Source organism: Variovorax sp. AC194, from assembly GCF_979257995.1.
The window spans coordinates 856,016-879,675 of record NZ_OZ409823.1 but is presented as its reverse complement, the minus strand read 5'-3'; the positions used below and the strand labels follow the sequence as shown (position 1 = coordinate 879,675).

The following is a 23,660-nucleotide window of genomic DNA, read 5'->3' as shown; positions in this document are numbered from 1 at the left end:
CTAGGGGAAACCCCGTCCTGCCTGCCCCCTGTGCCGTCGGGATACTCCGGGTGATACCTCCCGGATTTCCGAAGCGGGTCCATTCCAAAGGCACAACACCAAATGGCAGGCAAGAACTCGCTCTATCCGATCCCCCATCCGGCGAAGAAACCCTTCGTCGGCAACCTGCTGTCGATCGGCTCCGACTCCCCCGTGCTCGACATGTGGAAGATCGCGCAGGACCTGGGCGGCATCTACTGGCTCGACATGCCGGGCATGCCGGTGATCGTGGTGTCCTCGCCCGCGCTGGTGGACGAGCTCTGCGAGGAAGCGCGCTTCGACAAGAGCACGCGCGGCGCATTGCGCCGGCTGCGCGCCGCATCGCACGGCCTCTTCACCTCCGACACGCACGAGGAGACGTGGTCCAAGCCGCACAACATCCTCCTGGCCAACTTCAGCCAGCGCGCGATGCAGGCCTACCACCCGATGATGCTGGACATCGCGAGCCAGCTGGTCACCAAGTGGGAGCGGCTGAACTTCGACGAGGAGGTGGACGTGGTGCGCGACATGACCGCGCTCACGCTGGACACCATCGGCCTGTGCGGCTTCGGCTACCGCTTCAACTCGTTCTACCGCGAGGGCTTCCATCCCTTCGTCGATGCGATGGTGCGCACGCTGGAGACGGTGCAGAACCGCCGCGGCCTGCCGCTGGAGGAGCTGATGCTGAAGAAGGAACTGGCGCAGCAGCGCAAGGACATCCGCTTCATGCACAAGATGGTGGAAGACATCATCGAAGAGCGGCGCGCGAGCGGTGCCGACATCGCCACCAAGCCGGACCTCCTGAGCTACATGATCGCGGGCGTGGACAAGAAGAGCGGCGAGAAGCTCGACGACAAGATGATCCGCGACGAGTGCATCGAATTTCTCATCGCGGGACACGAAACCACCAGCGGCCTGCTGTCGTTCGCGACCTACTTCCTGCTGAAGAACCCCCAGGCGCTGGCCAAGGCGCAGGCCGAAGTCGACAGCGTGTTCGGGCCCGACACCACGCAGAAGCCGACCTATGCGCAGGTCAATCGCCTGCAGTACGTGATGCAGGTGCTCAAGGAAGCGTTGCGGCTGTACCCGACGGCGCCGGCCATCGCAATGCGCGCCAAGGAAGACACGACCATCGGCGGCCAGTACACGATCAAGAAGAAGAACATGGTCATCATGCATGCGCTGGCGCTGCACCGTGACAAGGGCGTGTGGGGCGAGGACGCCGACGAGTTCAACCCCGACCACTTCAGCCGCGAAGCCGAGCGCGAGCGGCCGGTGAATGCCTTCAAGCCCTTCGGCAACGGGCAACGCGCCTGCATCGGGCGGCAGTTCGCCCTGCAGGAAGCGGTGCTCACGCTGGGCATGATCCTGCAGCGCTTCAACCTGGTCGATCACACGGGCTACAAGCTCAAGATCAAGGAAGCGCTCACGATCAAGCCGGAGAACTTCAAGATCAAGGCGCTCCTGCGCGACCCGGCCTCGCGCCCGCGCGGCAACGGCGAGGCGGCTGCCGCGCCCGATGCGCCAGCCAAGCCCATCGCGCGCAAGCCGCAGGCGGCGCGCCACGGCACCTCGCTGCTGGTGCTGCAGGGCTCCAATCTCGGAACGGCCGAAGACCTCGCGCGGCAACTGGCCGAGGCCGGCGAGCTGCGCGGCTTCTCCACGCAGGTGGCGTCGCTGGACGACTACGCCGAGCGCCTGCCGGCCAACGGCGCCGTGGCGATCGTCTGCGCCTCGTACAACGGCGTGGCGCCCGACAACGCGGCCGAGTTCCACCGCTGGCTCGACAAGGCCGACGATGCGCTCAACGGCGTGCGCTTCAGCGTGTTCGGCTGCGGCAACACCGACTGGGCCGCCACCTACCAGGCCGTGCCGCGCCGCATCGACGAACGGCTCGAAACGCTGGGCGCCACCCGCGTGCACCCGCGCGGCGAAGGCGATGCGCGCGAAGACATGGACGGCGCCTTCCAGGACTGGAGCGATGCGCTCTGGCCGACGCTGGTGAAGGCCTTCGGCATCAAGGCCGGCGCCGACACGCCGGCCGAGGCCGAGCCGCTCTACAAGCTCGAGGAATTGCCGCCGCCGCAAAAGAACGCGCTGGTCGATGCGCTGGGCGCCGTGGCACTGCGCGTGGTCGAGAACCGCGAACTGCAAAGCCCCGGCAGCGAGGCCGGCAGCAGCCGCTCCACGCGCCACGTCGAGCTCATGCTGCCCGAGGGCGTGAACTACGTGCCCGGCGACCACCTGAGCGTGGTGCCGCGCAACAGCCCCGCGCAGGTCGAGCGCGCGATGGCGCGCTTCGGCTTCGACCGTTCGGCGCACGTGCGCCTTTCGGCCGCACCGGGCCGCAAGACCGCGCTGCCGGTGGACCAGGTCATCGCGGTCGATCGCCTGCTGGGCGACTACGTCGAGCTGCAGGACGTGGCCACGCGCAAGCAGATCGCCACGCTCGCGGCGCACACCGAGTGTCCCTTCACCAAGCCGAAGCTCATGACGCTCTCGGGCAGCGACGAGGCCGCGCAGGCCGCGTACAAGGCCGAGGTGCTGCACAAGCGCAAGTCGCTCCTTGAGCTGCTCGAAGAGCACCGCGCCTGCCAGGTGCCGTTCGCGGTGTTCCTGGAAATGCTGTCGCCGCTGTCGCCGCGCTATTACTCGATCTCCTCGTCGCCGGCGATGACGCCGGGCCGCTGCAGCGTCACCGTGGGCGTGGTGAGCGAGCCCGCGCTCTCGGGCAACGGCACCTTCGAGGGCGTGTGCTCCAACTACCTGGCGCGCGCCGAGGCGGGCGACACGGTGCACGGCGTGATCCGCGAGACCACGGCCGAGGGCTTCCGCCTGCCGGAGGATGCCAACCGTCCGCTGATCATGATCGGCCCCGGCACCGGCCTTGCGCCGTTCCGCGGCTTCCTGCAGGAGCGCGCGGCGCGCACCGAGCGCGGCGAGGCGCTGGGCGAGGCGATGCTGTTCTTCGGCTGCCGCCATCCGGCGCAGGATTTCATCTACGCCCAGGAGCTGCAGGCCTGGTCGCACCGCGGCCTCATGAAGCTGCACACCGCCTTCTCGCGCTCGGGCGATCGCAAGGTGTATGTGCAGGACCTGATCCGCGAGCAGGCCGCGGCCGTGTGGAAGCTGCTGGAAGCCGGGGGCGTGATCTACGTGTGCGGCGACGGCTCGCGCATGGAGCCCGACGTGCGCCGCACGCTCACCGACATCGCGCGGGAGCATGGGCACGACAGCAACGCCTGGATGGACCAGATGATTGCCGACCAGCGCTATGTGCTGGACGTGTGGGCGGGCACCTGACCCGCGTCCGAAGAAAATTGGAACATCTGGACTAGCTTTCCCACGGTTCTAGTTTTTCACGCCTAGGCCTCCCCGCAGAAGATCGACGGCATCGCGATCTCGATATCCCGAGATTCCGAGATTTCGCGATTCGTTCAACTTCTGGAACCGGGGAGACTTGGAGCATGGTCAGGGCCGATGAACCGCTGCGCGTGGCTGTCGTGGACGGGGATGTGAATCAACGGTCTGCGCTGCAACGCAGGCTCGCTGCCAAGGGCCATGCCCCCACCCTGTTCCGCAATGCCACGGACCTTCTGGCGGCGCTGCGCAACGGCTGGCGCTTCGGCCTGCTGCTGCTGAACCCGTCGGGCACCGTGGCCTGGCACGAGCTGGCCACCGCCTGCCGCCAACTGGGCCTGCCCACGCTGCTCTTGACGGACGACGCGCTCTGGCATGCGCCGCCCGACTTCGACACCCTCGACTGGAACCACGCCATCGCCGACTTCGCGCTGCAGCCCATCGCCGACCACGAACTGGAATGGCGCATGCGCACCCTGCTCTCGCGCGCACGCGGCCCGGTGCCGCACACCACGCGCACGGACGACCTGGTCTGCGGCGACTACCGGCTGCTGGCACAGCGCCGGGCCGTGCTGCACCGGGGCCGCGAACTCAAGCTCGACCCGCGCGAATTCGAGCTCGCGTTCATGCTGTTTCGCAACCCCGACCATCTGCTCACGCGCGACTTCCTGTGGATCGCGCTGTGGAAGCAGTTGCCGCGCAAGGGGGCGCGTGCGCTCGACATCGCCGCGGCCGGCATCCGCAAGAAGCTGGACCTGCGCGAGGAAAACGGCGTGCTGCTGCGCGCCGCCTACAAGCGCGGCTACGAGCTGCTCACCGTGGCGCCCGAGGTGCCTGATGTGCCCGAGCTACCCACCCCGCGCCTGGCGTTCTCTTCGTCGTAGAGCTCTTTCTTGGAGAGCTTGCCGACGGCCGTCTTAGGCAGCTCGGCGCGGATCTCCATGGCCTGCAGCATCTCGTGCTTGCCGAGCCGGTCCTTCAGGAAGCGCTTCAGTTCATCGAGCGAGAAGGCCTCGGCCCCGTCCCTCAACTTGATGAAGGCCTTGGGCGACTGGCCGCGGTACTCGTCGTGGATGCCGATCACCGACACCTCTTCGACCGAAGGGTGCTCGTAGATCGCATCCTCGATGGTGCGCGGGTACACGTTGAAGCCGCCGCACAGCAGCATGTCCTTGGTGCGGTCGACGATGAAGACGAAGCCGTCCTCGTCCATGTAGGCCACGTCGCCGCTGCGAAAGAACCCGTCGCCGGTCATGCTGGCCTGCGTGGCCGCCTCGTTCTTCCAGTAGCCCTTCATCACGTTCGGGCCCGAGATGCAGAGCTCGCCGCGCTGGCCGAGCGGCATCTCCTGGTCGGGGTCCACGAGGTCGCGCATCGACAGCGTGATGCCCGGCAACGGCATGCCGCAGGAGCCGGCCTTGCGGCGGCCGCGCGCGGGCGTGAAGCTGCCGGTGGGCGAGGTCTCGGTCATGCCCCAGCCCTCGTTGATCTGGCAGCCCGTGAGCGCGAAGAACTTCTGCGCCACCTCGACCGGCAGCGGCGCGCCGCCCGAGCCACAGGAGCGCAGCGATCGCAGGTCGAGCTCGCCCGCCTTCGGATGGCCGATCATCGCCATGTACATGGTCGGCACGCCCGAGAAGACGGTGATCTTTCGCGCGTCGAAGGTCTTCATCACCGTGTCGAGATCGAAGCGCGTGTGCAGGATGATCTCGGCGCCCAGGCGAATGCCCATCAGCAGGTTCGTCACCAGCGAATAGATGTGAAAGAGCGGCAGCACCGCGAGGATGCGCTCCTCGCCGAAGGCCACGATGGCTTCATTGCCCGAGAGACTTTCGACGTACTGCGCGCAGGCGGCCGTGAGATTGCCGTGCGTGAGCATCGCGCCCTTGGGCAGGCCCGTGGTGCCGCCGGTGTACTGCAGCGCGGCGATGGCATCGGCCGGATCGGCGACGGGGCGGTAGTCGTGGCGGCCGTCGTTGTCCAGCAGCTGCGCGAACGTCATGTGGTGCGCGTCGTCGGCCATCGGCGCGAGCAGGCCCGCGCCCTGCATCTGGGCGCGCGTGGGTCCGGGCGCGCCGGCGTATTCGTCGAGCGCGCCGACGATCAGCTTCTTCAGGCGCGAGTGCCCCATGAGCCGCGCCATCTGCGGATAGAGCGCGGCCAGGTCGAGCGTGACGAGGAAGTCGCTCTCGCTGTCTTCGACCTTGTGCTCGAGCACGCGCTCCGCATCGAGCGGCGAATAGTTGACCACCGTGCCGCCCGCGCGCAGCACGCCGAAGAACGCGACCGGATAGTGCGGCGAGTTGGGCAGGTACAGGCCCACATGCACGCCGGGGCCGACGCCCAGCTTCTGGAAGCCGCAGGCCGCGCGGTCGACCAGCGCGCCGAATTCGCGGTAGCTGATGCGGCGGCCCATGAAGTCGAGGAAGGGCCGGTCGGGCCACTGCGCGGCGGCTTCTTCGAGCAGCTGCGGAACGGGCGTGCGCGCGAGCGGCGCATCCCACCGCACGCCGGCGGGGTAGGAGGAGACCCAGGGGTGGGCGTCAGCCAGTAGCGGTCTGGTCGTCATGGGTGCGGGCTCCCTGATGTGTGGCAACAGCAGGAACACGTTACGCCCTTGCCGGCGGTTCGGCGAGGCCCTTCGCGCGCATTCGGATGCGGGGTTTCCCCTTGGGAATGTATGGGCCCGCGCGGCGCCGACGCGGCACATGCACGGGCATACAAAGCTGCCGGGTAAACACCGGCGGTCGTGCCGCGTCAAAGCGCGCGCCGATGGGAACAATCGCAGGTCCACCCCGAGGCTTGCCATCATGAAACACCTGAGCGGCGTCGACGCCACCTTCCTGCACTTCGAGACCACCGAGATGCCGATGCACGTGGGCTCGCTCAACGTGCTCGACCTGCCCGAGGGCTACCAGGGCGATTTCTACGAAGACGCGAAGGCCTGCCTCGCGGCGCGCCTGCACCTGGCGACCGTGTTCACGCGCAAGCTCGCGCTGATGCCCTTCGACATGTCGAACCCGGTGTGGGTGGAGGACGAAGACATCGACATCGACTACCACGTGCGCCACATCACGCTGCCGCAGCCGGGCACCAACCGCCAGTTGCAGCAGTACGTGGCGCGGCTGCACTCGACGCTGCTAGATCGCAGCCGACCGCTGTGGGAGTTCTTCATCATCGATGGCCTCAAGAGCGGGCAGGTCGCGCTCTACACCAAGATGCACCACGCGGGCATCGACGGGCAGGCGGGCATCGAGGTGGGCAAGGCCATCTTCGACATGGCGCCCACGGGCCGCGTGGTGAAGCCGCCGCGCCCGCGTGCGCGCCGCAGCAGCTACCAGCTGGGCGTGGCCGAGCTGGCCGGCGCTGCGCTGCGCAACACGGCGGCGCAATACATCAAGGTGGTGAAGCTGATGCCCGCGCTCGGACGTGCGGCGCGCGGGCTCGCGCAGCGCAGCGATGCCACGGCTGCCAAGGACCCGCGCTCGTTCGCCAGGCGCTTCAACCTGCTCGCGCCGCGCACGCCGTTCAACGTGCCGATCACCAACCAGCGCAGCTTCGCGGGCCGCACCATCTCGCTGGCCGAGACCAAGCAGATCGCGCGGCACTTCGGCGTGTCGCTCAACGACGTGGTGATGGGCACCATCTCGGGCGCGCTGCGCCGCTACCTCGCCGACAGCAACGAGTTGCCCGCCAAATCGCTGGTGGCCGGCGTGCCGGTGAGCCTGCGCGAAGCGGGCGACAGCACGGCCAACAACCAGGTGACGGGCATGACCGTGAGCCTGGCCAGCGACGTCGCCGACCCGGTGGAGCGCCTCCAGCAGATCGCGCTGTCGTCGAACGCATCCAAGTCGGTGGTGAACCGCTTCAAGCCGCTGATCCTGGACGACTTCCCGATCTTCGCCGCGCCGTGGTTCATGTCGGGAATGGCCTCGCTGATCGGCCGCTCGGGGCTGGTGAACGTGCTGCCGCCGATGATCAACGTGGCCATCTCCAACGTGCAGGGCGCGCCCTTCCCGATGTACTTCGCGGGCGCGCTGGTGACGTGCAACTACCCGGTGTCGATCGCGGCGCACGGCACCGCGCTCAACGTGACGGTGCAGAGCTACAACGGGCGCATGGACTACGGCCTCATCGCCTGCCGCCGCGCGGTGCCGGACGTCATCGAGATCGGCGACTACATGCTGGCCGAGCACAAGCTCTTGATGGCGCGGATGCAGGAGACGCCGGCTGCAAGTGTGGTGATCCCCGTGCCCGCAAAGAAGCCCGCAGCGAAGAAAACCAGGGCGCGGGCAACGGCCTGACGCCCATGAAAAAAGCCGGCATCTGCCGGCTTTTTTCATGGAGCGCGCGATCTATCGATCACATGTCGCGGTCTGGATCGGGATACACCAGCGGCCCCAGCAGGCCGCGGTTGAAGGGCTTCCATTCGCCCTCGGGTTGCGCGAGCCGGTCGGCGACCGCATAGAGCACCGCGGGGTGCGCGCCGAGCCCCAGGTGGCTCGCCATCACCTCGATGTTTTCCGATTGCGGGCCGGTCTTCTCCAGGCTGCAGCGCCAGGCGACGACGCCGTCGGTTCGACTGAAGATCGAGGTGGTCGGCACGGGCGGCGTGGGCTCGACGAACTTCATGCGGCGCGGGTCGTGCGAGCTCTGGCCGCTCACGCCTTCGTACACGCGCCATGCGTTGGTCGCGCGCGGGCTGCCGGAGAACGGGCTGCCCAGCGTGATGACGTTGCGGATGAGGCCCGAATGGGCCGAGGCCAGCAGCCGCGCATAGACGCCGCCCAGGCTCCAGCCGATCACGCTGACCTTCTGGCCGCTCTTGTCGTTCAGGGTCTTGAGCAGCTCGACCATGCCGTCTTCCACGCCTTCGCGCGGACCGAGGTTGCGGCCGAGGCCCCAACCGTGCGCGTCGTAGCCGCGGCTCGCGAGGTAGCGGCGCAGCAGCAGGGTGGAAACGTCGCTCGCCACCAGGCCCGGCAACACGAGCACCGGGTGCCCGTCGCCGCGCGGCGTGAGTTGCAGGAGCGGCCACATGGCGATGCCGGCGCCGGTCTCCCAGAGGGCGCGCGCTTCTGCCAGCAGCAGCAGGCGCGAGGGCGGCGCGATGTGATCGTGGGTTGCGGTGGTCATGGAGGCGGCTTCCTTTCGGATCTTTGGCGTTTTATCTTTGAGAGGACGAGCTTGAGGGGCCATGGTTGCACTCTCCCGTCGGACGACATCGTCAGTTATCCGAGGTATTTGCCCCTCAGGTAATCAAGGTAAGCCCTCGATTCGCTGGAAACATACGGAGAAACCAGCGTGAGCGTGTAGAAAGCCGCCAAACCGGGATCGGCCTGCGCCAGCGCGTCGCGCCCCGGCACCAGCCGTTCGAACGACAGCCAGCAGGTGGTGGTGAACACCATCTGCAGCGCCAGGATGCGCGCCTGCTCGGCGCTCGTCTCGATCACGCCCGAGGCGACGAGCCCTTCGCACAGCATTTGCGCGGCCAGGAGGTTCTGCGCGGTGAGCGCCTGCGCGCGCTGTCCGAGGGCCGGGTACTCGCTGGCCAGGAAGGCCATGTCGCGGTAGATGAAGCGGTATTCGTCGATGGCCTCGAAGCGCAGGTGCAGCGCGAGCCAGAGGTCGTCGATGGCCGAGATCGATGGCGAGGAACTGTTGAGCGTTTCGAGCCGTTGCTCGAAGCGCCGGAACAGCCACTCCACGATCAACTGCTTGGCCTTGAAGTGGTAGTGCAGATTGCCCGGGCTCATGCCGAGCTCGGCGGCGATCTTGTGCGTCGACACGGCCGCAAGGCCTTCCGCGTTGAACAGCGCGAGGCTGGTCTGCAGGATGCGATCGCGCGTGGTGTTGGTGCTGGCCACAACCGGTTGGGCTTGTGCCGTCGCTCAGCGCTTGCCGCCGGCGTTGCTCTTCTGGCTCTTCTCGATCTGTGCGAGGCGTTCGCGCAGGTGCGCCACCTCGTCGCGCAGCGCCTGCACCTCTTCCGTGCTGGGCATGCCCAGGCGCTGCAGGGCGGTGGCCACGCGCTGGTCGAACACGTCCTCGAACTTGCGGATGCCGAAGCTGTCCAGGCTCGGAAAGCCGCGGGTGAGCGCGGCCTTCGCACTGGCCGTATCGGCCTTGCCCTGCCCGATGCCGAGCAGGCCTTCGATCACGTTGGCCTGGCGCTTGGCGACGTCGCTGCGCACGTTGTCCAGCGCCTTGAGGCCGGCACGCAGCAGGCCTTCGGCCTTGCCGGGTGCGGTGGCCGCCGCTTTCTTCGCAGCAGGGGCCGCCTTGCGGGGCGCCGCGGCTTTCTTGGCAGCCGGGGCTTTGGCCGGAGCTTTCTTCGCAGGCGTCGCCTTCTTCTTCAACTTTGCAGTTTCGTCGGTGCGGGTCGCCATTCAGTGGTGCTCCAGATAGCAGAAAGAAAAAGAGGCGCAGAGCGCCTCGGGGGTCAGAAGGTGCGAATGAATTCGGCGTGCCCGAGCAGCCCGCCCAGGCGCACCCGATCAAGGCGCAAAGCGCAGCCATAGCTCGGGCTATGGCGAGCATTTGCAACGCCGAGCGGGTGTGTCTGGGCGGGATGAGCGGGCATGGCGGATTCGTTCACACCTTCTCAGGCTGCCTTGCGGGCAGCAGCGCGGCGAACCGGCTTCTTGGCCGCGGCGGCCTTGGCCTTCACGGTGCGCACGGGCTTGGCAATTTCGCCGTCCGTGCCAGCCACGCGGGTCTCGAGTTGCTTGGCGCCGGCGGCGATGCGGTCGGCGATCTGCACCGAGACGGTAGCGATCGGCTGGTTGATGGCGTTCAGCGTGTTGAGCACCGAGGTGGCGACCGGCGATTCGACGCGGGCGACGCGGCCTGCCACGGTTTCGATGCCGCTCGCGGTGCCGGCGGCAACGCGGTCCATCACCGAGACGATGCGGCTGGTGTCGATGTCCAGGCGGTTGGCCAGGAAGCCGTTGACCTTCTCTTGCGCGCCGATCAGGTTGGCCTTGATCTGTTCGCTCACCAGCGGAATCTGGCGGTTGCCCAGGAAGTTGCTGTAGCGCGAAGCGGCGCCGCCCAGGAGGCGATGCACGCCGGTGCGGTAGGCGCCGACCAGGGTCTTGCCTGCGTCGTTGTATTGGCCGACGACGTGGATGGCGGCGGAAGCGAGGGTGGTTTGCGTGGACATGATGAAGATTTCCTTGAAGTTGAATGGGTCGCTGGATGCGATGGCCCCATCTTCTTCCGAAGGGCCTAGGCCTGCAAAACTAGAACCGTCGGAAAACTAGTCCAACTGCCCCAATTTTCGAGGCCCAGGGCCTCTTGATCACGCTGCGGCGGCCCTGGAGGCGCCGGCCCGCTTGGCCGGTGCGGCTTTTCGGGCTGCGGGCTTGGCGGCCGTCGTCTTGATGGCCTTCGCGGTGACCTTCTTTGCCGGCGCCTTCTTCGCCGGTGCCTTGGCCACCGCCGTGGCCGCCTTCACAGCCTTGACCGGTGCCTTCTTGCGCGCGGCCGGCTTCTTCGCAGCGGGTGCGGCCTCCTCGACCTCCGGCGCATGTGACGCCACAGGCGCGGGCCTGGGCGCCGTGACGCCGGCGGCGGACGGGTGCTTCTGCGTCAGTTCCATCAGCAGCTTGTGCTCGGCCAGCATGTAGTCGCCGATCTCGGTGATGTCGGGCACCGCGCGGCGGCAGGCGATGAGGCCGTAGTCCATGCGGCCGTTGTAGCTCTGCACCGTGACGTTGAGCGCCGTGCCGTGGCTGGCGATCGACACCGGGTAGTAGCAGGTGACGAGCGCACCCGCGAAGTACATCGGGAACGGCGCGCCCGCCACGTTGGAGATGGCCACGTTGGCCGCGGGCGGCAACAGGTTGACGAGCCCCGAGCGGCCCACCATCGAGGCGATGCCCGACACCAGCCAGGGCGCGGCGAAGGTGGGAAAGTCATCCAGGATCACGGCCTTGAAGCGGTTCATCGTCGACTTGGAGCTGTTGGACGACGCGTTGATCGCCTTCAGCCGCTGGATCGGGTCGGTGATGTCCGTGGCCAGGCTCACCAGGATCATGCTGGCCTGGTTGTTGGCCGTGTCGTCGCCCGCTTCGCGCAGGCTCACCGGCACGCCGGCCACCAGCGGCTTGGCGGGCAGCTCGTTGTTGTCGGCCAGGTAGTGGCGCAGCGCGCCGGCCACGGTGGCCATGACCACGTCGTTGAGCGACACGCCGAAGTGCTTGGCGATGTACTTGGTCTCGGCCAGCGAGATGGTGCGGCCGGCGAAGGTGCGCTGGTTGGTGATCGATACGTTCAGCGAGGTGCGCGGCGCGAAGAGGTTGAACTTCTTCGGCGCGGTGGCCGCGGCCTTCTCGGCCGCCTTCTCGTCGGGCTTGGCCAGGCCGCCGATTGCACGCGCGATGGCGGGCGCCATCTTGAAGAGCTTGACGTACTGCTGCGCCGTGTTGCGCAGCGCCGCCGTTGCGAGCTCGGCCATGCCAAGCTGGTAGCCGTTGCCGCGCGGACGCGAGCGCGGCGGCTTCACCACGCGGCCCGTGGCCTCCAGGTCGAAGATGGCCTTGCCCACTTCCACGCCGGCCTGCCCGTCGATGCCCGCGTGGTGCACCTTGGTGTAGAGCGCCACCTGGCCGCTCTGCAGGCCGTCGATGATGAAGAACTCCCACATCGGGCGGCTGCGGTCGATGAGCGTGGAATGCAGCCGCGCCACGTATTGCTGCAGCTGGCGGTTGGTGCCGGGCTTGGGCAGCGTGATGTGGCGCACGTGGTAGTCCAGGTCGATGTCCTCGTCGTCCACCCACACCGGGTTGGACATGTCGAAGGGCATGAGCGCGAGCTTGCGCGTGAACACATCGGCCAGGTGGATGCGGCTGGCCATGAACTGCTTGGCGTCTTCGTAGAAATCGCCCTTGTAGCCCTTGGGCAAGTCCAGCACGTTGAGCGAGCCCACGTGCATCGGCATCTCGGGCGTCTCCAGGTGCAGGAAGGTGGCATCAAGTCCGCTCAGGTGTTTCATGTGTTGTGTCTCCTTGGTGGGGCATGCGCCGTTCGGCAGGATACCCCGCAGGTGGCGCTCGTGGGCCCCGCCCGCTTCAGTGTTTCCACCGAGGTTTTCCCGAGTAATGAAAAAGTGACCGCGCCCGCAACAACTGCTCACAGCGCCTTTTTCACGAGGGCTCCGTACACTGCCATTCATGACATCCAACCCCTCCCCGACTCCGAAAGACGATCACCTCTGGCTCGAAGAGATCGACGGTGACGCCCAGCTCGACTGGGCGCGCCAGGAGAACGCGAAGACCGTGCAGGCCTACGCGCAATCGCCCGCCTTCAAGGCGCTCGAGGCGGGCATCCTCGAGGTGCTCGACTCGGACGACCGGATTCCGATGGTCCGCAAGATCGGCCCCTTCTTCTACAACTTCTGGCGCGACAAGGACCACCCCAAGGGCCTCTGGCGCCGCACCACGCTGGCCGAGTACCGCAAGCCCCAGCCCGCGTGGGAAACCGTGATCGACATCGACGCGCTGGCCGCCACCGACAAGGAGAACTGGGTGTGGCACGGCGCCGACTGCCTGGAGCCCGACTACAAGCGCTGCCTCGTTTCGCTCTCGCGCGGCGGCGCCGATGCCGACGTGGTGCGCGAGTTCGACCTGCAGAGCAAGACCTTCGTCGAAGGCGGCTTCACGCTCCCCGAAGCGAAGAACCACGTGGGCTGGAAAGACATCGACCACCTCTACGTGGCCACCGATTTCGGCCCCGGCTCGATGACCAGCTCGAGCTACCCGCGCATCGTGAAGGAGTGGAAGCGCGGCACGCCGCTCGCGGCCGCCACCGCGGTGTACGAAGGCGCGCACGAGGACATGTCCGTGAGCGCCTACCGCGACAACACGCCCGGTTTCGAGCGCGATTTCGTCTCGCGCCAGATCGATTTCTACGAGAGCGAGACCTGGCTGCGCGGCGCCGACGGCACGCTCACCAAGATCGACGTGCCCGACGACTCCAACACCGACATCTGCCGCGAGTGGATGCTGATCGAGCCGCGCGAGGACTGGACCGTGGGCGGCGCGACCTACAGGTCGGGCTCGCTGCTGGCCGCCAAGTTCGACGACTACATGGCGGGCCAGCGCGCGCTCACCGTGCTGTTCGAGCCCGACGACACCACGGCGCTGGACAGCCATTCGTGGACGCGGCACCACCTCATCCTCAACGTGATGCACGACGTGGTGAACCAGCTCGAAGTGCTCACGCCGCAGGCCAGCGGCCCGTGGAAGCGCGAGGGCCTGGGCGGCGCGCCCGCGCTCTCCACCATCGCAGCCGGCGGCATCGACGAGGACGAGAACGACGACTACTTCCTCACCGTGAGCGGCTTCCTGCAGCCGACCACGCTCTACATCGGCACCATCGGCCGGGGCGAGCCCGAGGTGCTGAAGGACAGCCCGGGCTTCTTCGACGCATCGCGCTACGCCGTGAGCCAGCATTTCGCGGTGTCCAAGGACGGCACGCGCGTGCCCTATTTCGAGATCGCCCCGAAGGACCTGAAGGCCGACGGCACGAACCCCACGCTGCAGTACGCCTACGGCGGCTTCGAGATCTCGCTGCAGCCCAGCTACAGCGGCAGCATCGGGCGCGCGTGGCTCGAGCAGGGCGGCGTCTACGTGATCGCCAACATCCGCGGCGGCGGCGAGTACGGCCCGCGCTGGCACCAGGCCGCGCTGCAGGAGAACCGGCTTCGCACCTGCGAAGATTTCGCGGCCGTGTCCGAGGACCTCATCGCGCGCAAGATCACCTCGCCCGCGCACCTGGGCGCGATGGGCGGCAGCAACGGGGGCCTCCTGATGGGCAACATGCTCACGCTGTACCCGCAGCTCTACGGCGCGATCGTGAGCGAAGTGGCGCTCCTGGACATGCAGCGCTACACGCACCTGTCGGCCGGCGCCTCGTGGATCGCGGAGTACGGCGACCCCGACCAGCCCGAGGAATGGGCCTTCATCCGCACCTTCTCGCCCTACGAGAACGCGAAGGCCGAGGTACGCTATCCGCCCGCGCTCTTCACCACCTCGACCCGCGACGACCGCGTGGGCCCGGTGCATGCGCGCAAGATGCACGCGAAGATGGTCGCACTGGGCCACGACAGCAGCTTCTACGAGAACATGGAAGGCGGCCACAGCGCGGCCACGGACAACAAGGAGTCCGCCTTCATGGATGCGCTGGGCTACGCGTATCTCTGGCAACACATAGGCAAGCCGGCGTGAGCCGCCGGGCCGCTCCCCGCACGGAGGTCACCTGAATGAACACCACCCTCGAACTGATCGGCGCACCGACCGACATCGGCGCCAGCGTGCGCGGCGCGGGCATGGGCCCCGATGCGCTGCGCGTGGCCGGCGTGGCCGAGGCGCTTGCCAAGCAAGGCTTCACGGTCATCGACCGCGGCAACCTCGCGGGCCCCGCCACGCCTTGGGCGCCGCCGGCCAACGGCTTGCGCCATCTCGCGGAGGTGATCGCGTGGAACCGCTCGGTCTACAACGCCGTGGACGCGGCGCTCGGCGCCAACCATGTGCCGCTGATGCTGGGCGGCGACCACTGCCTGGCGATCGGCTCGATCAGCGCCGTGGCCTGGCATGCGCGCAAGCGCGGCAAGAAGCTGCGCGTGCTGTGGCTCGATGCGCACTCCGACGTCAACACCGAGACCACGAGCCCCAGCGGCAACCTGCACGGCATGCCGGTCTCGTGCCTGCTGGGCCACGGGCCCGCGGAACTGACGGGCTGGAGCGGCGAGCGCGCGGCGCTGGCGCACGAGGCGATCCGCTTCATCGGCATCCGCAGCGTCGATGCGGACGAGAAGGAGGCCATCCGCACGCTCGGCCTGAACGTGTTCGACATGCGCCACATCGACGAGCACGGCATGCGCACCACCATGACCGAGGCGCTGCAGGACGTGGACGAAGACACCCACCTGCACGTGAGCTTCGACCTGGACTGCCTGGACCCGAACATCGCGCCCGGCGTGGGCACCGGCGTGCGCGGCGGGCCGACCTACCGCGAGATGCAGCTGTGCATGGAAATGATCGCCGACACGGGGCGGCTGTCTTCGCTCGACGTGGTGGAACTCAACCCCGCGCTCGACGTGCGCAACCAGACCGCGGAAGTGGCGGTGGAGCTGATCGAGAGCCTGTTCGGCAAGTCGACGCTGGTGCGTTGACCCAGGCGATCAGCCGCGGTTGGGCGAGGGAGCGACCGGGAAGCTGATGGCCGGCGTGGGCGCTTCGGCCGGCATGTCCGGCGGTGCATCGGCGCCGCCGCCTTCCAGGAACCGGTCCATCAGCGTGAAGAAGCGGTCGTAGAAGCGCTCGTCGGTCAGCGTCTCGCTCGCCACCTTGACCATCGCGTCGTCGCTGCCGGCGAAGGGCAGCGACAGCGAGCCGAAGGCACCCACGCCCACGCTGGCCGAGTTGTTCACCTTCTTGATGCCGTAGCGGTCCTGCAGCGCGGTTGCGAAAGCCACGGTGCTCTGCTTGCCGGCCTTGCCGCCCTCCCGCGCGCAGACCACGCGGAACTCGACCTCGACGTGCACCTCGGCCGCCGGCTGGAAGCTCTTGCGCCCGGTCACCAGGTCGGCGTTGGCCGCGGTGACCATGTAGCCCTGGCTCAGCAGCGCGCGGCGTGCGGCTTCGCAGGTCTGGCCCTCGGTGGCGGCGTAATTGCGCGTGTGGGTGGTGGTGGAGTCGAACTCCTCCGGCTCGTACGACACGCGCCGCGAAGTGCTGCCGCAGCCGGCGAGCACGAGGGCGGACAGAAGGCCCAGGACGAGGACCGGCGTGCGAAGGGATGAAGAAGAAAAGGAATTGAAGTGGGACGGCATGGCGCGGCGAATGCTAACCGGCGCCTCCGCCGGCAAGGCTTCGAGCGCGGCGGCGCGCCGGCGTTCCCTCGCAGCGGATTATTTTCAGGACCACATCAGCACGTGATGCGCCCGCGCCTTCGTGGCGGCGATCAGCCGCGCATTGGGCGCATCGGTGCTGGCCACCCAGTCGCGCGCGGCCTCGGCGCTGCGGCCGAACTGCCGGTGGCGTGCGACCAGCCGCGCTTCGCGCACCGCGTCGTCGATGTCCACGTACCAGCACTCATCGAGCATCGCCGCCGCGCCCGCCCACGGGCCGGCGTCGTGCAGCAGGTAGTTGCCTTCGGTGATGACGAGTTGCGTCGAGGGCAGCACCGCGATGGCGCCGGCGATCGGCTCCTCGATCTCGCGGCGGAATTCGGGGGCGTAGACGATGTCGCCGCCGGGGCGCTGGTCGCGCAGCCGCTGCAGCATTGCGACGTAGCCGGCGCTGTCGAAGGTGTCGGGCGCGCCCTTGCGGGCGGCGCGGCCGAGGCGCTGGAGTTCGACGTTGGCGAGGTGGAAGCCGTCCATCGGCACGACCTGCGCGCGGTCGGCGCCGACAGCTTCGCGCAGCGCCATCGCGAGCGTGGACTTGCCCGCGCCGGGCGCGCCGACCAGCCCCAGCAGCTGGCGCTGCCCGCTGGCCATGAGGGCCTGCAGACGGGCCAGGCCGTCCGCGGGAATGGAAGGGAGTTTCTGCACGGGCATGGTGGTCATGCCCCGAGCGTAGCGCCCCTTTCCGTCAAAAAATCAGGGGTACAGGCCGCGCTCCTGGCGTGCCATGAGGATTCGTTCGCAAGCCACCGCATAAGTCGCCGTGCGCAGCGAGATCTTGTGCTTGTCGGCCGTATCCCAGATCTGGTTGAGCGCGTTCATCATGATGCGGTCCAGGCGCACGTTGATCTCGTCCTCGTCCCAGAAGAACGACGAGAAGTCCTGCACCCATTCGAAGTACGAGACCGTCACGCCGCCGGCGTTGCAGATCACGTCGGGCACCACCAGCACGCCGCGCTCGGCCAGGATGTCGTCGGCCGTGGGCACCGTGGGGCCGTTGGCGCCTTCGAGCACCAGCTTGGCGGTGGTCTTCTGCGCACGCTCGGCGGTGATCTGGCCTTCGAGGGCGGCCGGGATCAGGATGTCGCAGGCCGTGTCCCAGAAGGCTTCGTTGGGCACCACGTCACCGCCCTTGAAGGCGATCACGCCTTCCTTGTTGGCGATGGGAATGAGCGTCGCGAGGTCCAGGCCGTTGGTGTTGACGATGGTGCCGGTGTGGTCCTGCACCGCCACGATCTTGGCGCCCGCTTCGGCGAAGAGTTCGGCCGCGACCGAGCCCACGTTGCCGAAGCCCTGCACCGCGATGCGCGCGCCGCGCAGGTCCATGCCCAGACGACGGGCCGCTTCGCGGCCGGTGACGAACACGCCGCGGCCGGTGGCCTTCACGCGGCCCAGCGACCCGCCCAGGTGCAGCGGCTTGCCGGTGACAACGCCGGTGGCGGTGCCGCCGACGTTCATCGAATACGTGTCCATCATCCAGGCCATGATCTGGCCGTTGGTGTTGACGTCGGGCGCGGGAATGTCGGTGTGCGGGCCGATGATGATGCCGATCTCGCTGGTGTAGCGGCGGGTGATCTTTTCCAGCTCCTGCAGCGAGAGCTTCTTCGGGTCGACGCGGATGCCGCCCTTGGCGCCGCCGTAGGGCAGGTTCACCGCGGCGGTCTTGATGGTCATCCAGGCCGACAGCGCCATCACTTCTTCCAGCGTGACGTCGGGGTGGAAGCGCACGCCGCCCTTGCCCGGGCCGCGGCTCATGTTGTGCTGCACGCGGTAGCCCTCGAAGTGGGCGATGGTGCCGTCGTCCATCTCGATCGGCACGTCCACGATCAGCGCGCGCTTGGGGCGCTTCAAGGTTTCGACCCAGCGGGCCAGCGGGCCGAGGTACGGCACGACACGGTCGACCTGGGAGAGATACGTTCCCCACGGGCTGTTGGCGGTGGGGGAGACGAAGGAGAGTTTTTCACTCATGGGAGATCCCTTGGATTGGAACTGAGGTGGCCGCAACGATAGACCTCTCGCGCCCGTCGCGCCATGGCTTATGCGCGCCGCGCTGGCGGTTATGCAAGAGACGTTAGGCGGCGTTGTTTCCGTTGCAAATCGGGCGAGCGACCGGCAGATAACCAAACTGTCATCGACGGGTTATCGATCACGCAGATGCGCTTCATAGAGTTGGCTTCACCAACCCAGTCACCTCAAGGAGTCAGCGAATGAAGTTCTCGTCCACCACCCGCACCACCCGCATCCTGGGCACCACGGCCGTCGCGACATTGCTGGCCCTCGCCTCCGCGCCGAGCCTTGCCGGCAACTACGCCGAGGGCGATCCGCGGCCGGTGCCGCTCGCCTCGTCCACGACGCGCGCCGCGGTGACGGCCGACGCGCAGCAGTGGCTCAGGAGCGCGCCCACGCAGGGCTACACAGACGGGCTCGCGCAGCAGGCGGCGGTCGTCTCCGCGAACAGCCGCGCCGACGTGGCGGCGGACACGCGGCTGTGGATCCAGTCCGGCCTCGCCGCGCAGCAGAACGGCGAAGCCGGCGCCGACACGACGCGCCCCGCCTATCGCCAGGCCATGGCCGAATACACCAAGCTGCGCGCGAGCCCCGCCTACGGCGCGCTGGTCGAGCAGTTCACCAGCCGGCAGGCGGCCGCGCAGTCGCGCACCACCGTTCGCTGAGCCGAAATGGAACGGGGTACCGCGCGGAGGGTAGGCGCAGGGTAGGCACAGGGCATTTCCTTGGTTCTATCTCCTATGGCCAACAGCCATAGGCCGCATCTTTCGCAAAGAATCGATGCAGGAACCGGATAATTCTCCAATGCTCGACCTGGACCGCATCGACCTTCGCCTCTTGAAGATTCTTCAGGAGGACGGGCGCATCACCAACCTCAAGCTGGCCGAGGCGGTGGCGCTCTCGCCCACCGCGGTGCTGGCGCGCGTGCAGCGCCTGACGCGCGACGGCTTCATCCTGGGCTACGAGGCGCGGCTCGACCCCGAGAAGCTGGGCCGCGGCTTCACCGTGTTCGTGGAGGTGCTGCTGGACCGCACCACGCCCAACGTGTTCGACCAGTTCAAGGCCGCGGTGCAGGTGCGCGACGAGATCATGGAATGCCACATGGTCGCCGGCGGCTTCGACTACCTGCTCAAGACCCGCATGGCCGACATGGCCGCCTACCGCGAGTTCGCGGGCACGGTGCTGTGGCAACTGCCCGGCGTGCGCGAGACGCGGACCTATGCGGTGATGGAAGAAGTCAAGAGCAGCGCGCGGTTGCCGCTCGGCCTCTGAGGCGCTGAAAGCTCAGGCCGGCTTCTTCGCCCGGCCGCCGAAGATGGCCGTGCCGATGCGCACCATCGTGCTGCCGGCGCTGATCGCCGCCTCGAGGTCTGCGCTCATGCCGAGCGACAGCGTGTCCAGCGCGATGCCCGCCCCCCGGATCGACTCGAAAACCGCATGCGCGCGCAGGCACAGGTTGCGCTGCGCCGCGAAATCGGGCGCCGGTTCGGGGATCGCCATGAGCCCGCGCAGCCTCAGATGTGGCAACGCCGCCACAGCGCGGGCGAGTTCGAGCGCCTCTTGCGGCGGCACGCCGGACTTGTTCGCGCCGCCGTCCACGTTAACCTGAAGGCATACATTGAGCGGCGGCAGATGGGCCGGCCGCTGGGCCGACAGGCGCTCGGCGATCTTGAGCCGGTCGATGCTGTGGACCCAGTCGAACTGCTCGGCCACGGGCCGCGTCTTGTTGCTCTGCAGAGGGCCGATGCAGTGCCATTCGAGGGAGGCGCGCAGATCGGCGAGCGCCTCGATCTTGTCCAGGCCCTCCTGCACGTAGTTCTCGCCGAAGGCCGATTGGCCCGCCGCATGTGCTTCGCGCACCGCCTCGGCCCCGAAGGTCTTGGACACCGCCAGCAGCCGGACCCCGGCCGGGTCGCGGCCGGCCGTTACACATGCCTCCATGATCCGCGTCTTTACTTGCTGGAGGTCGTCGCCAATCATCGTCATAATCGTCCAAAATCGTATCAAAACGTCACCGAACTCGAGCCGAGGAGCCCCGTGGACATCACCCAATTGCTGGCATTCAGCGTCAAGAACAAAGCCTCCGACCTGCACCTGTCGGCCGGGCTTCCGCCCATGATCCGCGTGAACGGCGACGTGCGCCGCATCAACGTCGATGCGCTCGACCACAAGGGCGTGCACGCGATGGTGTACGACATCATGAGCGACACGCACCGCAAGCACTACGAAGAATTCCTGGAGGTCGACTTCTCGTTCGAGATCGACGGCCTCGCGCGCTTCCGCGTGAACGCCTTCAACCAGGCACGCGGCGCGGCCGCGGTGTTCCGGACCATTCCCTCCAAGATCCTCACGCTCGAGCAGCTGAACGCGCCGAAGATTTTCGGCGAACTGGCCCTCAAGCCCCGCGGGCTGGTGCTGGTGACGGGCCCCACGGGCTCGGGCAAGTCGACCACGCTGGCGGCGATGGTGAACTACCTCAACGAAAACGAGTACGGCCACATCCTCACGGTGGAAGACCCGATCGAATTCGTGCACGAATCCAAGAAGTGCCTGATCAACCAGCGCGAAGTGGGACCGATGACGCTGTCGTTCGCCAACGCGCTGCGCTCGGCGTTGCGCGAAGACCCGGACGCCATTCTCGTGGGCGAGCTGCGCGACCTGGAAACCATTCGCCTCGCGATGACCGCGGCCGAAACGGGCCACCTGGTGTTCGGCACGCTGCACACCTCGTCGGCCGCCAAGACCATCGACCGGATCATCGACGTGTTCCCGGGCGAGGAAAAGGAAATGATCCGCGCGATGCTCTCGGAGTCGCTGCAGGCGGTGATTTCGCAGACACTGTGCAAGACCAAGGACGGCCAGGGCCGCGTGGCGGCGCACGAGATCATGCTGGGCACGCCCGCCATCCGGAACCTGATCCGCGAGGCCAAGGTGGCGCAGATGTATTCGTCGATCCAGACCGGCCAGGGCGCCGGCATGCAGACGCTGGACCAGAACCTGACGGAGCTGGTTCGCCGCAACACGATTTCCGCCGCCGAAGCCCGCGGCAAGGCAAAGATTCCCGAGAATTTCCCCGGCTAGTCATGACGCCCCCCGGCTTTTCACTTCGCTGCGCTTCGTGTAACTCCACCCCCCACGGGGGAGGCGCGGCCGCCTTGGGGCGGCCCGGCGGTCGGCCGCCGGCAGGTTCAAACTAAACAGAGATCAAGGAGCGCTCTCATGGAACGCGATCAAGCCAGCCAGTTCATCAACGACCTGCTCAAACTCATGGTGAGCCGCAACGGCAGCGACCTGTTCATCACCGCCGATTTCCCGCCCGCGATCAAGGTGGACGGCAAGGTCACCAAGGTGTCGCAGCAGGCGCTCGGCGCGCAGCACACGCTGGCGCTCACGCGCTCGGTCATGAACGACCGGCAGGTGGCCGATTTCGAGCGCACCAAGGAGTGCAACTTCGCGATTTCGCCGACCGGCATCGGCCGTTTTCGCGTCAACGCCTTCGTGCAGCAGGGCAAGGTCGGCATGGTGCTGCGGACCATTCCGGCCAAGCTGCCGACCATCGACGGGCTGGGCATGCCGCAGGTGCTCAAGGACGTGTCGATGACCAAGCGCGGCCTCACCATCCTGGTGGGCGCCACGGGCTCGGGCAAGTCGACCACGCTGGCCGCGATGATCGACTGGCGCAACGAAAACTCCTACGGCCACATCGTCACGGTCGAAGACCCGGTCGAATTCGTGCACCCGCACAAGAACTGCGTGGTGACGCAGCGCGAAGTGGGCATCGACACCGACAGCTGGGAAGCGGCTCTGAAGAACACGCTGCGCCAGGCGCCCGACGTGATCCTGATGGGCGAAATCCGCGACCGCGAAACCATGGAGCACGCGGTGGCCTTCGCCGAAACCGGTCACCTGTGCATGGCCACGCTGCACGCCAACAGCGCCAACCAGGCGCTGGACCGGATCATCAACTTCTTCCCCGAAGAGCGCCGCGCGCAGCTGCTGATGGACCTGTCGCTGAACCTGCGCTCGCTGGTCTCGCAGCGCCTGGTGCCCACCGAAGACGGCCAGGGCCGCGTGGCGGCCGTCGAGGTGCTGCTGAACACGCCGCTCATCTCCGACCTGATCTTCAAGGGCGAAGTGGGCGAGATCAAGGAGATCATGAAGAAGAGCCGCAACCTGGGCATGCAGACCTTCGACCAGGCGCTCTTCGACCTGTTCGAGAGCCACTCGATCACCTTCGACGACGCCATCCGCAACGCCGACTCGGCCAACGACCTGCGGCTGCAGATCAAGCTCAACAGCCAGCGCGCGCGCAGCACGGACCTGGCGGCCGGCACGGAGCACTTCGCGATCATCTGACCGGCGCGTGGGGTGGCGCCGCGGCACGCTGCGGCGCCCGGGGCGAATGGCTTTAAGCTCTTGGCCCATGAGCAGCATCAACACCCGAACCTACGAATCCATCCCCGCGCAGACGGTCGCTTTTCTCGGCCTGGGCGTCATGGGCGGGCCGATGGCCGGCCACCTGGCCAAGGCCGGCCACAGCGTCACGGTCTACAACCGCACGGCCGCCAAGGCCGAGGCGTGGGCCGCCGAATTCGGCCCGCCGGGCCGCCATGCCGCCACCCCGCGCGAAGCGGCGGCGGGCGCCGACATCGTGTTCTGCTGCGTCGGCAACGACGAGGACCTGCGCTCCGTGGTGCTGGGCGACGACGGCGCTTTCGCCGGCATGAAGAAGGGCGCGGTGCTCGTCGACCACACGACCGCCTCGGCCGACGTGGCCCGCGAGCTGTCGAAGGCCGCCCAGGCGCTGGGCCTGCACTTCATCGACGCGCCGGTGTCCGGCGGCCAGGCCGGCGCGCAGAACGGCGCGCTCACCGTGATGTGCGGCGGCGACGCTGCCTCCTTCGAGCGCATCAAGCCGGTGGCCGCGGCGTTTTCGCGCGCGGTCACGCTGCTGGGCGAAAGCGGTGCCGGCCAGCTCGCAAAGATGGTGAACCAGATCGCCATCGCGGGCCTGGTGCAGGGCCTGTCCGAAGCCATCGCCTTCGGCCAGCGCGCGGGCCTGGACATGGAAGCCGTGCTCGGCGTCATCGGCAAGGGCGCGGCCCAGAGCTGGCAGATGGACAACCGCGGCAAGACCATGATCGAGGGCAAGTTCGACTACGGCTTTGCCGTCGACTGGATGCGCAAGGACCTGGGCCTGGTGCTCGACGAAGCCAAGCGCAACGGCGCGCGCGTGCCGGTGACCGCGCTGGTGGACCAGTTCTACGCCGACGTGCAGCAGGCCGGCGGCAGGCGCTGGGATACCTCGAGCCTGATCATCCGGCTCAAATGAAAAAAGCCCGCGGAAGCGGGCTTTTTGGTT

The 23,660-nt window shown here is 67.6% G+C and carries 20 protein-coding genes; 10 read left to right on the top strand and 10 right to left on the bottom strand.

Annotation, left to right across the window (positions count from 1 at the left end; translation table 11 throughout):
• The first annotated feature begins 102 nt into the window (after positions 1 to 102).
• Together ACZYRS_RS04235 and ACZYRS_RS04230 are read left to right on the top strand one after the other, a co-directional pair.
• Positions 103 to 3,321, top strand: coding sequence for a bifunctional cytochrome P450/NADPH--P450 reductase (locus tag ACZYRS_RS04235; RefSeq protein ID WP_463418232.1), 3,219 nt, complete (start codon positions 103 to 105; stop codon positions 3,319 to 3,321).
• A gap of 212 nt (positions 3,322 to 3,533) precedes the next feature.
• Positions 3,534 to 4,262, top strand: a complete 729-nt coding sequence (locus tag ACZYRS_RS04230) for a winged helix-turn-helix domain-containing protein (protein ID WP_463418231.1) — start codon at positions 3,534 to 3,536, stop codon at positions 4,260 to 4,262.
• Here ACZYRS_RS04230 and ACZYRS_RS04225 read toward each other — a convergent pair.
• Entirely contained in the window at positions 4,181 to 5,947 is a 1,767-nt protein-coding gene (locus tag ACZYRS_RS04225) for a long-chain-fatty-acid--CoA ligase (protein WP_463418230.1), read from the bottom strand. The genes ACZYRS_RS04230 and ACZYRS_RS04225 overlap by 82 nt on opposite strands.
• A gap of 241 nt (positions 5,948 to 6,188) precedes the next feature.
• Here ACZYRS_RS04225 and ACZYRS_RS04220 point away from each other — a divergent pair, with 241 nt between their 5' ends.
• On the top strand, positions 6,189 to 7,682 hold the full coding sequence (locus ACZYRS_RS04220; RefSeq protein WP_463418229.1) for a WS/DGAT/MGAT family O-acyltransferase: 1,494 nt from the start codon (positions 6,189 to 6,191) through the stop codon (positions 7,680 to 7,682).
• A gap of 58 nt (positions 7,683 to 7,740) precedes the next feature.
• Here the strand turns inward: ACZYRS_RS04220 and ACZYRS_RS04215 are convergent, their stop codons facing one another.
• From ACZYRS_RS04215 to ACZYRS_RS04195, 5 genes are all read right to left on the bottom strand, one after another.
• The gene (locus ACZYRS_RS04215; protein WP_198788404.1) at positions 7,741 to 8,514 is read right to left on the bottom strand and encodes an esterase/lipase family protein; all 774 of its coding nucleotides are present in this window, start codon (positions 8,512 to 8,514) and stop codon (positions 7,741 to 7,743) included.
• Positions 8,515 to 8,609: 95 nt separating this feature from the next.
• Positions 8,610 to 9,245 carry a TetR/AcrR family transcriptional regulator gene (locus ACZYRS_RS04210; protein WP_463418228.1) on the bottom strand — a complete coding sequence of 212 codons (636 nt, stop codon included), beginning with the start codon at positions 9,243 to 9,245 and terminating at the stop codon, positions 8,610 to 8,612.
• A 24-nt stretch (positions 9,246 to 9,269) separates the two neighbouring features.
• On the bottom strand, positions 9,270 to 9,767 hold the full coding sequence (locus ACZYRS_RS04205; RefSeq protein WP_463418227.1) for a phasin family protein: 498 nt from the start codon (positions 9,765 to 9,767) through the stop codon (positions 9,270 to 9,272).
• Between the two features lie 215 nt (positions 9,768 to 9,982).
• Positions 9,983 to 10,543, bottom strand: coding sequence for a hypothetical protein (locus tag ACZYRS_RS04200; RefSeq protein WP_463418226.1), 561 nt, complete (start codon positions 10,541 to 10,543; stop codon positions 9,983 to 9,985).
• Between the two features lie 138 nt (positions 10,544 to 10,681).
• Entirely contained in the window at positions 10,682 to 12,376 is a 1,695-nt protein-coding gene (locus tag ACZYRS_RS04195) for a WS/DGAT/MGAT family O-acyltransferase (protein ID WP_463418225.1), read from the bottom strand.
• Positions 12,377 to 12,554: 178 nt separating this feature from the next.
• Here ACZYRS_RS04195 and ACZYRS_RS04190 point away from each other — a divergent pair, with 178 nt between their 5' ends.
• Positions 12,555 to 14,609: a prolyl oligopeptidase family serine peptidase gene (locus ACZYRS_RS04190; RefSeq protein ID WP_463418224.1), complete on the top strand. Its 2,055-nt coding sequence runs from the start codon at positions 12,555 to 12,557 to the stop codon at positions 14,607 to 14,609.
• Between the two features lie 35 nt (positions 14,610 to 14,644).
• Positions 14,645 to 15,556, top strand: coding sequence for an arginase (gene rocF, locus ACZYRS_RS04185; protein ID WP_463418223.1), 912 nt, complete (start codon positions 14,645 to 14,647; stop codon positions 15,554 to 15,556).
• Positions 15,557 to 15,565: 9 nt separating this feature from the next.
• Here the strand turns inward: rocF and ACZYRS_RS04180 are convergent, their stop codons facing one another.
• The 3 genes from ACZYRS_RS04180 to ACZYRS_RS04170 all read right to left on the bottom strand — a co-directional run bounded on the left by ACZYRS_RS04180 (position 15,566) and on the right by ACZYRS_RS04170 (position 18,259).
• Positions 15,566 to 16,216: a DUF2242 domain-containing protein gene (locus ACZYRS_RS04180; RefSeq protein WP_463418222.1), complete on the bottom strand. Its 651-nt coding sequence runs from the start codon at positions 16,214 to 16,216 to the stop codon at positions 15,566 to 15,568.
• An 84-nt stretch (positions 16,217 to 16,300) separates the two neighbouring features.
• Positions 16,301 to 16,954: a nucleoside/nucleotide kinase family protein gene (locus ACZYRS_RS04175; RefSeq protein ID WP_463418221.1), complete on the bottom strand. Its 654-nt coding sequence runs from the start codon at positions 16,952 to 16,954 to the stop codon at positions 16,301 to 16,303.
• 33 nt (positions 16,955 to 16,987) lie between these two features.
• Positions 16,988 to 18,259, bottom strand: a complete 1,272-nt coding sequence (locus ACZYRS_RS04170) for a Glu/Leu/Phe/Val family dehydrogenase (protein WP_463418220.1) — start codon at positions 18,257 to 18,259, stop codon at positions 16,988 to 16,990.
• Between the two features lie 239 nt (positions 18,260 to 18,498).
• Here ACZYRS_RS04170 and ACZYRS_RS04165 point away from each other — a divergent pair, with 239 nt between their 5' ends.
• Together ACZYRS_RS04165 and ACZYRS_RS04160 are read left to right on the top strand one after the other, a co-directional pair.
• Positions 18,499 to 18,963: a hypothetical protein gene (locus ACZYRS_RS04165; protein WP_463418219.1), complete on the top strand. Its 465-nt coding sequence runs from the start codon at positions 18,499 to 18,501 to the stop codon at positions 18,961 to 18,963.
• A 139-nt stretch (positions 18,964 to 19,102) separates the two neighbouring features.
• Complete coding sequence (locus tag ACZYRS_RS04160) at positions 19,103 to 19,570, top strand: Lrp/AsnC ligand binding domain-containing protein (RefSeq protein ID WP_198788393.1); 468 nt, start codon at positions 19,103 to 19,105, stop codon at positions 19,568 to 19,570.
• Positions 19,571 to 19,582: 12 nt separating this feature from the next.
• Here the strand turns inward: ACZYRS_RS04160 and ACZYRS_RS04155 are convergent, their stop codons facing one another.
• Positions 19,583 to 20,284 (bottom strand): YggS family pyridoxal phosphate-dependent enzyme, encoded by a 702-nt coding sequence (locus ACZYRS_RS04155; RefSeq protein WP_463418218.1) that lies wholly within the window; start codon positions 20,282 to 20,284, stop codon positions 19,583 to 19,585.
• Between the two features lie 51 nt (positions 20,285 to 20,335).
• Between ACZYRS_RS04155 and ACZYRS_RS04150 the strand changes: the two genes are divergently transcribed.
• The 3 genes from ACZYRS_RS04150 (at position 20,336) to ACZYRS_RS04140 (ending at position 23,630) form a co-directional block, all read left to right on the top strand.
• Positions 20,336 to 21,379: a type IV pilus twitching motility protein PilT gene (locus tag ACZYRS_RS04150; protein WP_463418217.1), complete on the top strand. Its 1,044-nt coding sequence runs from the start codon at positions 20,336 to 20,338 to the stop codon at positions 21,377 to 21,379.
• Positions 21,380 to 21,517: 138 nt separating this feature from the next.
• Entirely contained in the window at positions 21,518 to 22,654 is a 1,137-nt protein-coding gene (locus tag ACZYRS_RS04145) for a PilT/PilU family type 4a pilus ATPase (RefSeq protein ID WP_198788390.1), read from the top strand.
• Positions 22,655 to 22,721: 67 nt separating this feature from the next.
• Complete coding sequence (locus ACZYRS_RS04140; RefSeq protein WP_463418216.1) at positions 22,722 to 23,630, top strand: NAD(P)-dependent oxidoreductase; 909 nt, start codon at positions 22,722 to 22,724, stop codon at positions 23,628 to 23,630.
• The last annotated feature ends 30 nt before the right edge of the window (positions 23,631 to 23,660 follow it).

Bases quoted from the DNA above. Each gene is read 5' to 3' on its own strand.
- ACZYRS_RS04225 (WP_463418230.1), bottom strand. From the start codon at position 5,947: ATGACGACCAGACCGCTACTGGCTGACGCCCACCCCTGGGTCTCCTCC.
- ACZYRS_RS04175 (WP_463418221.1), bottom strand. From the start codon at position 16,954: ATGACCACCATGCCCGTGCAGAAACTCCCTTCCATTCCCGCGGACGGC.
- ACZYRS_RS04190 (WP_463418224.1), top strand. From the start codon at position 12,555: ATGACATCCAACCCCTCCCCGACTCCGAAAGACGATCACCTCTGGCTC.
- ACZYRS_RS04145 (WP_198788390.1), top strand. From the start codon at position 21,518: ATGGAACGCGATCAAGCCAGCCAGTTCATCAACGACCTGCTCAAACTC.
- ACZYRS_RS04140 (WP_463418216.1), top strand. From the start codon at position 22,722: ATGAGCAGCATCAACACCCGAACCTACGAATCCATCCCCGCGCAGACG.
- ACZYRS_RS04195 (WP_463418225.1), bottom strand. From the start codon at position 12,376: ATGAAACACCTGAGCGGACTTGATGCCACCTTCCTGCACCTGGAGACG.
- ACZYRS_RS04205 (WP_463418227.1), bottom strand. From the start codon at position 9,767: ATGGCGACCCGCACCGACGAAACTGCAAAGTTGAAGAAGAAGGCGACG.
- ACZYRS_RS04220 (WP_463418229.1), top strand. From the start codon at position 6,189: ATGAAACACCTGAGCGGCGTCGACGCCACCTTCCTGCACTTCGAGACC.
- ACZYRS_RS04160 (WP_198788393.1), top strand. From the start codon at position 19,103: ATGCTCGACCTGGACCGCATCGACCTTCGCCTCTTGAAGATTCTTCAG.
- ACZYRS_RS04200 (WP_463418226.1), bottom strand. From the start codon at position 10,543: ATGTCCACGCAAACCACCCTCGCTTCCGCCGCCATCCACGTCGTCGGC.
- ACZYRS_RS04170 (WP_463418220.1), bottom strand. From the start codon at position 18,259: ATGAGTGAAAAACTCTCCTTCGTCTCCCCCACCGCCAACAGCCCGTGG.
- rocF (WP_463418223.1), top strand. From the start codon at position 14,645: ATGAACACCACCCTCGAACTGATCGGCGCACCGACCGACATCGGCGCC.
- ACZYRS_RS04180 (WP_463418222.1), bottom strand. From the start codon at position 16,216: ATGCCGTCCCACTTCAATTCCTTTTCTTCTTCATCCCTTCGCACGCCG.
- ACZYRS_RS04235 (WP_463418232.1), top strand. From the start codon at position 103: ATGGCAGGCAAGAACTCGCTCTATCCGATCCCCCATCCGGCGAAGAAA.
- ACZYRS_RS04155 (WP_463418218.1), bottom strand. From the start codon at position 20,284: ATGACGATGATTGGCGACGACCTCCAGCAAGTAAAGACGCGGATCATG.
- ACZYRS_RS04165 (WP_463418219.1), top strand. From the start codon at position 18,499: ATGAAGTTCTCGTCCACCACCCGCACCACCCGCATCCTGGGCACCACG.
- ACZYRS_RS04215 (WP_198788404.1), bottom strand. From the start codon at position 8,514: ATGACCACCGCAACCCACGATCACATCGCGCCGCCCTCGCGCCTGCTG.